At 67.2% G+C, this 11,388-nt stretch carries 9 protein-coding genes; 6 read left to right on the top strand and 3 right to left on the bottom strand.

What is annotated here, in order from left to right; translation table 11 throughout:
• Positions 1-117: 117 nt before the first annotated feature.
• Positions 118-2,442, bottom strand: coding sequence for a Tex family protein (locus WS96_RS20760; protein WP_059835007.1), 2,325 nt, complete (start codon positions 2,440-2,442; stop codon positions 118-120).
• Between the two features lie 164 nt (positions 2,443-2,606).
• On the opposite strand from WS96_RS20760, the gene WS96_RS20765 reads away from it, so the two are divergent.
• The 3 genes from WS96_RS20765 (at position 2,607) to WS96_RS20775 (ending at position 5,950) form a co-directional block, all read left to right on the top strand.
• Positions 2,607-3,356, top strand: coding sequence for a hypothetical protein (locus WS96_RS20765; RefSeq protein ID WP_059835008.1), 750 nt, complete (start codon positions 2,607-2,609; stop codon positions 3,354-3,356).
• Positions 3,357-3,432: 76 nt separating this feature from the next.
• A complete protein-coding gene (locus WS96_RS20770) occupies positions 3,433-3,648 on the top strand; it encodes a YdcH family protein (RefSeq protein ID WP_006478692.1) in 216 nt (71 codons plus the stop codon).
• Positions 3,649-3,703: 55 nt separating this feature from the next.
• Positions 3,704-5,950 (top strand): ATP-dependent DNA helicase, encoded by a 2,247-nt coding sequence (locus WS96_RS20775; RefSeq protein ID WP_059835011.1) that lies wholly within the window; start codon positions 3,704-3,706, stop codon positions 5,948-5,950.
• Positions 5,951-6,071: 121 nt separating this feature from the next.
• Here WS96_RS20775 and WS96_RS20780 read toward each other — a convergent pair whose 3' ends face one another.
• The gene (locus WS96_RS20780; protein WP_034207426.1) at positions 6,072-6,896 is read right to left on the bottom strand and encodes an outer membrane protein assembly factor BamD; all 825 of its coding nucleotides are present in this window, start codon (positions 6,894-6,896) and stop codon (positions 6,072-6,074) included.
• A gap of 41 nt (positions 6,897-6,937) precedes the next feature.
• Between WS96_RS20780 and WS96_RS20785 the strand changes: the two genes are divergently transcribed.
• The 3 genes from WS96_RS20785 to phaC all read left to right on the top strand — a co-directional run bounded on the left by WS96_RS20785 (position 6,938) and on the right by phaC (position 11,212).
• Positions 6,938-8,143 (top strand): RluA family pseudouridine synthase, encoded by a 1,206-nt coding sequence (locus WS96_RS20785; RefSeq protein WP_059835013.1) that lies wholly within the window; start codon positions 6,938-6,940, stop codon positions 8,141-8,143.
• Between the two features lie 6 nt (positions 8,144-8,149).
• On the top strand, positions 8,150-8,989 hold the full coding sequence (pgeF, locus tag WS96_RS20790; RefSeq protein ID WP_059835015.1) for a peptidoglycan editing factor PgeF: 840 nt from the start codon (positions 8,150-8,152) through the stop codon (positions 8,987-8,989).
• A 360-nt stretch (positions 8,990-9,349) separates the two neighbouring features.
• Positions 9,350-11,212: a class I poly(R)-hydroxyalkanoic acid synthase gene (phaC, locus tag WS96_RS20795; RefSeq protein ID WP_059835017.1), complete on the top strand. Its 1,863-nt coding sequence runs from the start codon at positions 9,350-9,352 to the stop codon at positions 11,210-11,212.
• Here the strand turns inward: phaC and WS96_RS34250 are convergent.
• Positions 11,191-11,388: hypothetical protein (locus WS96_RS34250; protein WP_218920986.1), on the bottom strand; the 198-nt coding region annotated here is incomplete at its 5' end. The genes phaC and WS96_RS34250 overlap by 22 nt on opposite strands.

Genomic DNA, 11,388 nt, shown 5'->3' on the forward strand with positions numbered 1-11,388 from the left:
GCGCTCGGGCCGTCAAGTCCAGACCGTTCCGCTACACCGTTCGATACTTGACTCGGAACCTTAACTGAACGGCATTACGCCTTTCGGCGGGTTTTTTATTGCGTCGACGCCTTCGACTCAGCGTTTCAGCTTCGCGAATGCCGCGGCCATCGCACCGGCCGGTTCCGGCTCGCGCGTCCGCTGCGGGCGGGCGGCGCCGCGCCCCGCGTTGCCGCGATCCTGGCCGCCGCGCGACGACGTGCCGGGGGCTGCCGCGTCGTCGTCGAGGCGCATCGTCAGCGCAATGCGCTGGCGCTTCACGTCGACGTCGATCACCTTCACCTTGACGACCTGGCCGGCCTTCACGACTTCGTGCGGATCCTTGATGAACTTCGTCGACATCGCGGACACGTGCACGAGGCCGTCCTGATGCACGCCGATATCCACGAACGCGCCGAATGCGGCGACGTTCGTCACGACGCCTTCGAGCGTCATGCCCGGCACGAGATCCGAGACCTTCTCGACGCCTTCGCGGAACGTGGCCGTCTTGAATTCCGGGCGTGGATCGCGACCCGGCTTTTCCAGTTCGGCCAGGATGTCGCGCACGGTCGGCAGCCCGAAACGTTCGTCAACGAATTCCATCGGCGACAGGCCCGCTAGCGCCTCGCGGTTGCCGAGCACGTCGTCGATGCGCTTGTTGATCTTCGCGAGCATCCGTTCGACGACCGGATACGCTTCCGGGTGCACCGACGAGCGATCGAGCGGATTCTCGCCGCCGTTGATGCGCAGGAAGCCGGCGGCCTGCTCGAAGGTCTTGTCGCCGAGGCGCGGCACCTTGCGCAGGTGCTCGCGCGACGGGAACGGGCCGTTCGCGTCGCGATAGTCGACGATGTTGCGCGCGAGCGTCGCGTTCAGGCCCGACACGCGGGCGAGCAGCGGGGCCGACGCCGTGTTCGCGTCGACGCCGACCGCGTTCACGCAATCCTCGACGACCGCGTCGAGCGAGCGGGCGAGTTCGCGCTGGTTCACGTCGTGCTGGTACTGGCCGACGCCGATCGCCTTCGGCTCGATCTTCACGAGTTCGGCGAGCGGGTCCTGCAGGCGGCGGGCGATCGACACGGCGCCGCGCAGCGACACGTCGAGTTCCGGGAATTCCTTCGCGGCGAGCTCGGACGCCGAGTAGACCGACGCGCCGGCTTCCGACACGACGATCTTCTGCAGCCGCAGCTCCGGGTGTTTCGCGATCAGTTCGCTCGCGAGCTTGTCGGTTTCGCGCGACGCGGTGCCGTTGCCGATGCTGATCAGTTCGGCCTGCGTCTGCGCGGCGAGGCGTGCGAGTTTCGCGATCGAGCCGTCCCAGTCGCGGCGCGGTTCGTGCGGGTAGATCGTGTCGGTCGCGAGCACCTTGCCGGTGCGATCGACGACCGCGACCTTCACGCCGGTGCGCAGGCCGGGGTCGAGACCGATCACGGCCTTCGGGCCCGCCGGGGCGGCCAGCAGCAGGTCGTTCAGGTTGCGCGCGAACACGCGGATCGCTTCGGTTTCGGCCGTTTCGCGCAGTTGCGTGAGCAGTTCGTTTTCGATATGCGGCTGCACCTTCACGCGCCAGCACCAGCGGCAGACGTCGGACAGCCATTTGTCGGCCGGTCGATTCTGGTTCGCGATGCCGAAATGGCGCGCGATCATCGCCTCGCCGGGATGCGGCACCTGCGCGTCGAGCTCTTCGCCGAGGCCGAGCTTGACCGTCAGCACGCCCGCGTTGCGGCCGCGGAACAGCGCGAGCGCGCGGTGCGACGGCACGGTCTTGATCGTTTCCGCGTAGTCGTAATAGTCGCGGAATTTCTCGCCTTCCTCGTTTTCCTTGCCCTCCACGACCGCCGACGACACGACGCCCTGGTTGTGCAGGTAGTCGCGCAGCTTGCCGAGCAGCTCCGCCGTCTCGCCGAACTGTTCGGACAGGATGTCGCGCGCGCCGTCGAGCGCGGCCTTCACGTCGGCGACGCCCTTGTCGGCGTCGACATACGCGGCCGCCTCGGTCTGCGGGTCGAGCAGCGGATTCGCGAGCAGCGCCTGTGCGAGCGGCTCGAGGCCGGCCTCGCGGGCGATCTGCGCACGCGTGCGGCGCTTCGGCTTGTACGGCAGATAAAGGTCCTCGAGCACCTGCTTGCTGTCGGCCGCGTCGATCGCGGCACGCAGTTCGTCGGTCAGCTTGCCCTGTTCGTCGATGCTCGACAGGATCGCGGCGCGGCGATCCTCGAGTTCGCGCAGGTACAGGAGGCGTTCCTCGAGCTGGCGCAACTGCGTGTCGTCCAGGTTGCCGGTCACTTCCTTGCGGTACCGGGCAATGAACGGAACGGTCGAGCCTTCGTCGAGGAGTTGCACGGCCGCCGCGACCTGGCGCGGCTGGACGGACAGTTCGGTGGCGATGCGCTGTACGATCTTGAGTGCTACGGTTTCCGTCATGTCGTGGATGGTCTGTCTGCCTGCTGAAATCGCGGCGCGGGCCGGCAGGCCCGGAGCGGCGGGCTGTCCGGCCGGCCCGCCGGGCCAGAGGCCGCGGGTGAATGAAGCGGGGCATTTTGCCATAAATGGCGGAGCGTCCAGCCGGGGGTGATAGAATTTGACACATGTCCCGCAGCTTTCCTACGACGTTGCCAACTTCCCGTATTTCTCTCGTCGCGCTCGGCGCAGCGCTCGCCGCCGCTTTGTCTGCCGGGCCTTCCGGCGCATTCGCGCAGGCCTCGGGCGCCAGCGCGCCGGACGCCGCTGCTTCCGCGCCCGTCGGAGCCTCCGCCGCGCCGGATTTCGACGCCCGTCAAAAAGTGCTCAATCAACGTTCCGCGGAAAACGATTATCGTTATGCGGTGGCGGAGCACGATTGTTACAGCAAGTTCTTCGTCAACCATTGTCTCGGCAAGGCGCGCGATCAGATGCGCGAGGAGCGGGCGAGCATTCGCCAGGAGCAACTCGCGCTCAACGACGAGCAGCGCGCGGTGCGGGCGCAGCAGCGCGACCAGCAGCAGGCGCTGAAGCAGGCCCGGGACGCGGCGGAAGCGCCGCAGCGGGCGGCGAACGACACGGCGAACGCGGCTGCATTCCGCGACAAGCAGGAGCAGAATGCACTGAAGCAGGCGCAGCGCGGCGCGGAAGGCCCGCAACGCGCGGCGAACAAGCAGGCATACGACCAGAAGCAGGCGGATTTCCAGCGCAAGCTCGACCAGGCGCACCAGCAGGCGGCGCAGAAGGCGCAGGAGCGGGCGGACAACGCCACGCGCTACGAGCAGAAGCAGAAGGCAGCCGCGCAGCACAAGGCCGATGTCGAGCGGCGTCAGCAGGAAGCGGCCGAGAAGGCCAAGCAGCAACAGCAGGGGCAGTAACGTGTTGAATTGATCGGGCTCAGTCTCGGGCGCGTCGGCACGCCAGCCGTCGCGCTGCTTCGATGAGGAGGCAGGTATGCAAAACCGTCACACGGAACAGCAGCAGGAATTGCACAACCGTTTGGCTGCATTGCAGGAGCAGCACCAGCAGCTCGCTCGGGAGATCGAGCTGAAGGAAGGACACTCCGACATCGACGACATCACGCTGCACCGGCTGAAGAAGGAAAAGCTGGCCGCCAAGGACAAAATCATTTTGCTGCAATCGCAGCTCGAACCGGATAAGCGCGCCTGAGCGCGGCCTGGCAAGCGCCGGCGCCGCTCGGGCGCTGGACACAGGAACGCTTGCCTTGAATTCACCGCTTGAAGCCACCCCCGATGCCCGGCGTGACACGACGTCCGCCGGGCGCGTTCGTGCGCCCGAAGGCACTTTCGAGCTGAGCCGCAAGCGCGTCGACGAACTCGACACGATCTTCGGCGAAGGCGGGTTGCTGGCGCGCGCGCTCGACGGCTATCGACCGCGTACGTCGCAGATCGAGATGGCGCGCGCGGTCGCGTCCGCGATGGAAGCGTCCGCACGCCGGATGCCCGAGCCCGAGATCTTCGAAACCCGCAAGCGGCCGGCGCGCCGCCTCGGCGACGGCGGCCAGGCGGCCGAGCCGGCCGGGGACGCCGCCGCGGCAGCCGAATCCGACAACGACGCAGGCGACAACACGCTGATCGTCGAGGCCGGCACGGGTACCGGCAAGACCTACGCGTATCTCGTGCCCGCCATGTTGTGGGGCGGCAAGGTGATCGTGTCGACCGGCACGAAGCACCTGCAGGACCAGTTGTTCCAGCGCGACATCCCGACCGTGCGCAACGCGCTCGCGGTGCCGGTGACGGTCGCGATGCTCAAGGGACGCTCGAACTACCTCTGCCATTACTACCTGCAACGCACGGCCGACAACGGCCGGCTGCCGTCGCGGCAGGACACCGCGTATCTGCAGGAAATCGTCCGCTTCGCGAAAATCACGAAGAGCGGCGACAAGGCCGAACTCGCGAGCGTGCCGGAAACGGCGCCCGTGTGGTCGATGGTCACGTCCACGCGCGACAACTGCCTCGGCCAGGAATGCCCGCACTACAAGGAATGCTTCGTGATGCAGGCGCGGCGTGAGGCCCAGCAGGCCGACGTCGTCGTCGTCAACCATCACCTGTTCTTCGCGGACATCATGCTGCGCGACACGGGGATGGCCGAACTGCTGCCGAACGCGAACACGATCATCTTCGACGAAGCGCACCAGTTGCCGGAAACGGCGACGCTGTTCTTCGGCGAGACGCTGTCGACGACGCAGATCCTCGAGCTCGCGCGCGACACGGTCGCCGAGGGCCTGAGCCATGCGCGCGATGCAGTGGAGTGGGTGAAGCTCGGCGGCGATCTCGAGCGCGCGGCGCGCGACTTGCGTCTCGCGTTCGCGAACGATCAGATCGTGCGCATGTCGCTCGCACAGCTCGGCGACGATCACCCGATGTTCGGTGCGCTCGACGCGCTCGACGTTGCGCTCGATGCGCTCGCATCGGCGCTCGCGAGCCAGGCCGAGCGCGCGGAATCGCTCGGCGCGTGCCTGCGGCGCGCCCGCGAGCTGCAGGACCTGCTGGCGGGTTGGGTCGCGCCCGGCGCGGCGCAAGCGGCAGCGAAGGCCGATGCGGCGGCCGGCGACAACGCGGCCGCCGACGGCGATCCGAACGAGAAGGTGCGCTGGGTCGAGGTGTTCGCGCATACCGTCCAGCTCCATGAAACGCCGCTGTCGGTCGCGCCGATTTTCGCGAAACAGCGTGCGGGCGTACCGCGTGCATGGGTGTTCACGTCGGCGACGTTGTCGGTGCGCGGCGATTTCACGCACTACGCGGCGCAGATGGGCCTCAGCTCGCGTCGTTCGATGACGCTCGCCAGCCCGTTCGATTACCAGTCGCAGGGGCTGCTGTACGTGCCGCGCAATCTGCCGCAGCCGTCGTCGCCGGCATTTACCGACGCCGTCTTCGATGCCGCGCTGCCGGCGATCGAGGCGTCCGGCGGCGGCGTGTTCATGCTGTGCACGACGCTGCGCGCGGTCGACCGGATCGCGTCGAAGCTGCGCGACGCGATCGAGTCGCGCGGCTGGAACATGCCGCTGCTCGTGCAGGGCGACGCAAGCCGCACCGAGCTGCTCGACCGCTTCCGCGCGTACGGCAATGCGATCCTGGTCGGCAGCCAGAGTTTCTGGGAAGGCGTGGACGTGCGCGGCGATGCGTTGTCGCTGGTCGTGATCGACAAGCTGCCGTTCGCGCCGCCGGACGATCCGGTGCTGGCCGCGCGGCTCGACGCGTTGACGAAGAAGGGGCTGAGCCCGTTCGCCGTGCATCAACTGCCGCAGGCCGTGATCACGCTGAAGCAGGGCGCGGGCCGGTTGATTCGAGCGGAGACGGATCGCGGCGTGCTGATGATCTGCGATACGCGGCTCGTCGACAAGCCTTACGGGCGCCGGATCTGGCAAAGCCTGCCGCCGTTCAAGCGCACGCGCGAGATCGCGGTCGTGCAGGATTTCTTCGACGAGCACCGCGCGGACAAGCGCGCGTGAGCACACGCGCGGCGCTTGCCGCGCGAACGCCCTGGCGTCGACCGAATGCGGCGCCAATAAAAAACCCGGCTCGATGGCCGGGTTTTTCGTATGCGCAACGAGTGTTGCAGCGCGCCGTGCGTCAGAACTGCCACCACGACTTCTTCGCGCCGGGGCGCGCATGGCCCGTCACGTACGGGCTGTCGGGGAACGTGCCCGCGAGCACGCGCTTGGTGTCCTCGGCGAGTTCCGGCTGGTTCAGCTTGCCGTACGACAGGATCATGATGTGCAGCGCGTCTTCGATCGCCGGTGCGCCCTTGTAGTCCTTGATCGCGAGCTGGGCGCGGTTGATCGCCGCGACATACGCGCCGCGGCGATAGTAGTAGTCGGCCGCGTGCACTTCGTGCGATGCGAGCGCGTTGACGATGTAGCGCATCCGCGCGGCCGCATCGGGTGCGTACTTGCTCTTCGGGAAGCGATCGACGACGACCTTGAACGCATCGTACGATTCGCGCAGCGCCTGCGGATCGCGTTCGCTCATGTCCTGGCCGGAGAAGCGCCCGAACAGGCCGAGATCGTCGTTGAAGTGGATCATCCCCTTCAGGTAGTACGCGTACGGGATATCCGGATGATCGGGGTGGAGCTGGATGAAGCGATCGACGGCTTGGTCGGCGGCCGCCGCTTCGTTGTCCTTCCAGTTGCAGTATGCAACGTTGATCTGCGCCTGTTGCGCGAAATGGCCGAACGGATCGCGGCCTTGCAGCGATTCGAAATATTTCGCGCACTTGCCCCAGTCGCCGCCGGACAGTGCGTCCTGGGCCTCTGAGTATAATTTGTTGTTCGACCAGGTAGCCGTCTCGTCCTGCTTCTGCGGCAAGCCGTGGCAGCCGGCGATGAGGGCCGCGGCCGCTACCGCCGCAGCCCGGGCGGCGACGGTTCTGGCCGTGCGTTTGGTCGAATTCATCATGCTCGCATGTCCTAGCTTCAAGTCTCGGTGACCCAGTCTAAATGACCCGTTCAAGTTCGCAGAATGCCCAGCCGGGCACACCAAATCGCGAAGATTATAGCCCAAGCGATCGGCCCGCCGACGCTGCGTCGGGGGATTCCCTCGATGACGATCTGGCCGGCGACGCCATGCAGGCGCCCGTGGCGCCGTCCGCGGCGCGCGACGACGCGCCGCGTATCGTCGAAGTGCCGCTGTCGCTCGCGGGCGAACGTCTCGACAAGGCGCTCGCCAAACTGTTCCCCGAATTCTCGCGCAGCCGTCTGCAGAGCTGGATCGAGGCGCAGCGCGTGCTCGTCGACGGCGCGCCGGCGAAGATCCGCCAGCCGGTGCCGCTGGGCGCGAAGATCGAGCTCGTGCCCGATCTGCTGCCCGAGCAGCTCGCGTTCACGCCGGAGCCCGTGCCGCTCGACGTGATCTACGAGGACGACGCGCTCGTCGTCATCAACAAGCCGGCCGGTCTCGTCGTCCATCCGGCCGCCGGCAACTGGAGCGGCACGATCCTCAACGGCTTGCTGCATCGCTACGGCGACGCGGCGGCCGGCCTGCCGCGCGCGGGGATCGTCCATCGGCTCGACAAGGAAACGTCCGGCCTGATGGTGGTCGCCCGCACGCTGGCCGCGCAGACGGACCTCGTGCGCCAGTTGCAGGCCCGCACGGTGAAGCGCCGCTATTTCGCGCTGGTGTGGGGCACGATGCCGGAGGAAGGCACGATCGACGCGCCGATCGGCCGCGACCCGCGCGAGCGCACGCGCATGGCCGTGGTCACCGGCGCGTCGGGCAAGCCCGCGCGCACGCATTTCCGCACGGTTGACACATGCCTGTGGCAACGTCAGCCGGTTTCGGCGATTCAATGCGATCTCGAAACCGGCCGCACGCATCAGATCCGTGTGCACTGCGCGCACGCCGGGCATCCGCTGCTCGGCGATCCGGTCTACGGGCGGGCGCGCGGCAAGCGTTCGGTCGCGCCGCTGCCGGACGGGTTCGCACGACAGGCGCTGCATGCGTGGCGGCTCGGTCTCGTGCATCCGGTCACGGGCAAGGCGATGCAGTGGCGCTGCCCGCTGCCGGACGACATGAACGCACTGGTCGCGGCGCTCGGCTTCGGGCAGGGCGACGAGGAATTCGACGACGACAATCTCTACGACGATGACGATTTCGGCGGCGAGTATCACGACGACGAGCCGTACCTGGACGATGAGGAGGAGTGAGTGCCGATGACGAATCTGGCGCCGTTGACGTGGCAGGACTGCGTGCAGCCCGACTGGCGCGTGTCGCCGCGCGTGCGCGCGCTGATCACGACGCGCGACGGCGGCGTGAGCGAAGGCCCGTACGGGCGCTGGCAGGATGGGGCGGCATTGGCGGGCGGGATGAATCTCGGCCTGCATACGGGTGACGATCCCGATCATGTCGCCATCAATCGCGCGCGCGTGCTCGCCCTCGCGGGCCAGTCGGGCGCCGCATGGCTCGAGCAGGTTCACGGCGCGCAGATCGTGCGGGCGGACGAGGTGATCGCCGCGGCGCCCGCCGCCACGGCGCCGGTGCAGGCCGACGCGAGCGTCACGGATCGGGCCGGCGCCGTCTGCGTGGTGATGGTCGCCGATTGCCTGCCCGTGCTGCTGTGCGACGCGCAGGGCCGCGCGGTCGGCGCCGCGCATGCGGGCTGGCGCGGGCTCGCGGCCGGCATCGTCGAGCAGACGGCTGCGCGCGTCGCAGCGCTCGCGGGCGGCGCGGCGGACACGCTGCATGCCTATCTCGGGCCGGCGATCGGCCCGCAGGCGTTCGAGGTCGGCGCCGACGTGCGCGACGCGTTTCTCGACACGGCTCCGCAGTCGGAGCATGATGAAACCCGTCGTGCGTTCGTCGCGGTGGACGGCGCGCCCGGCAAGTTTCTTGCCGATCTCTACGCGCTCGCGCGCCTGCGGCTCGCGCGTGCGGGCGTGATGCACGTGAGCGGCGGGACGGCTTGCACGGTCGCCGAGCGCGCGCGCTTCTATTCGTATCGGCGCGACCGCGTGACGGGCCGCATGGCCGCGGCAATCTGGCTGGCCGATTGAGCGCATGCGCATGCGCGCCGGTTTTGTTGCGTCGCGAAATCGAGTTATCTCGATATTGAGGCGGCAATGCGGCGTGGCATGCGCGACTGAATGAAAAATCCCGACGTCAAGTCAAGCAAAATATTTTATGTTTCGCCGGAACCCTTGTCCCGCCTGTCGTGCGCGGATTATCTCCGTATCGAAATGTTCAGTGGTTTGACCGGACGCTTCACATGGGGAAAACGATAATGATAAAAATACCGCACTGCGGCAGAATCTGGAGACGCCTCTCCAGAGCATGACGGCCCGGCTCGCAGCCGGCACGCCGCGCGCGAGCAGGATTTCACGATTGACGCTCACGAATCACCGGTAAGGCAGGTAATGACAGCATCGAAAAATTCGTCGACGTCCGCTCATGCGGGCACTTCCGCGGGCAGTACCGGCTTCGATCCGGCCGCCCAGCCGATGCAGCAGATGTTCGAGTCGTGGTTGAACGCGTGGCGCGGTTTTGCCGATCCGGCGCGCGCCGCGACGGCATCGGCCTCCGTCAACCCGTTCGCGACATTCCAGTTCCCGACGTCGTTTCCGTTCCAGATGCCGTCGATGCCCGACCTCGGCGCGATGGCGTCGCCGTTCGCGGGCCTGAAGCTGCCGGTTGCCGCGATTCCGCCCGAACGGCTCCAGGCCTTGCAGGCCGACTACGCGCGCGACTGCATGACGTTGATGCAGCAGGCGGCCGCCGCGAAGCTCGAGTCGCCGGAGTTGAAAGACCGCCGCTTCAGCGGCGACGCGTGGAAGGCATCGCCCGCGCATGCGTTCGCGGCCGCCTGGTATCTGCTCAACGCGCGCTATCTGCAGGAGTTGGCCGACGCGCTTCAGACCGATCCGAAGACGCGCGAGCGCATCCGCTTCACGGTTCAGCAATGGACGGCTGCCGCCGCGCCGAGCAATTTCCTCGCACTCAATCCCGACGCTCAGAAATCGATCCTCGAAACGCACGGCGAAAGCCTGCGGCAGGGGATGATGAACCTGCTCGGCGACCTGCAGCGCGGCAAGATTTCGCAGACCGACGAATCGCAGTTCGTGGTCGGCAAGAACCTCGGGTGCACCGAGGGCGCGGTCGTGTACGAGAACGACCTGATCCAGTTGATCCAGTACACGCCGAAGACGGACAAGGTATTCGAGCGGCCGCTGCTGATCGTCCCGCCGTGCATCAACAAGTTCTACATCCTCGACCTGCAACCGGAGAATTCGCTCGTCGCGCACGCGCTGTCGAACGGTCATCAGGTATTCCTCGTGTCGTGGCGCAATGCGGATGCATCGGTCGCGCACAAGACGTGGGACGACTACATGAACGAAGGGCTGCTCGCGGCGATCGACGCCGTGCAGCAGATCAGCGGCCGCGAGCAGATCAACACGCTCGGCTTCTGCGTCGGCGGCACGATGCTCGCGACCGCGCTCGCAGTGCTCGCCGCGCGCGGCGAACATCCGGCCGCGTCGATGACGCTGCTCACCGCGATGCTCGACTTCACCGATACGGGCATCCTCGACGTGTTCGTCGACGAGGCGCACGTGCAGATGCGCGAGCAGACCATCGGCGGCAAGAACGGTACGCAGCCGGGGCTGATGCGCGGCGTCGAGTTCGCGAACACGTTCTCGTTCCTGCGGCCGAACGATCTCGTGTGGAACTACGTCGTCGACAACTACCTGAAGGGCCGCACGCCCGCGCCGTTCGACCTGCTGTACTGGAACAGCGATTCGACGAGCCTGCCGGGGCCGATGTACGCGTGGTACCTGCGCCATACCTATCTCGAAAACAAGCTGCGCGAGCCGGGTGCGCTGACCGTATGCGGCGAACCGGTCGACCTGTCGCTGATCGACGTGCCGACCTTCATCTACGGTTCGCGCGAGGATCACATCGTGCCGTGGCAGACGGCCTACGCATCGACGTCGATCCTGTCGGGCCCGCTGAAGTTCGTGCTCGGCGCGTCGGGGCACATCGCGGGCGTGATCAACCCGCCGGCGAAGAAGAAGCGCAGCTACTGGGTCAACGACGACCTGCCCGAATCCGCGGACGACTGGTTCGCCGCGGCGACCGAGCAGCCCGGAAGCTGGTGGACGACATGGGTCGAGTGGCTCGACGCGTACGGCGGCCGCAAGGTCGCGCCGCCGGCCCAGCCGGGTTCCGCACAATTCCCGGCGATCGAGCCGGCGCCCGGGCGCTACGTGTTGCAGCGCGATTGACGAAAGCCGGACAGCGGCGCACGCTGTCCGGCGCACCACAGTTTTTTTAACGGGGCCGGTAACGATGCGCCGTGTCGTGCGGGCCTGGAGGAAAGGGAAATGACGGATGTAGTGATCGTATCGGCCGCGCGGACCGCGGTCGGCAAATTCGGCGGCTCGCTGGCGAAGATTGCGGC

It is taken from the genome of Burkholderia sp. MSMB1835 (assembly GCF_001526365.1).
Classification (GTDB): Bacteria; Pseudomonadota; Gammaproteobacteria; order Burkholderiales; family Burkholderiaceae; genus Burkholderia.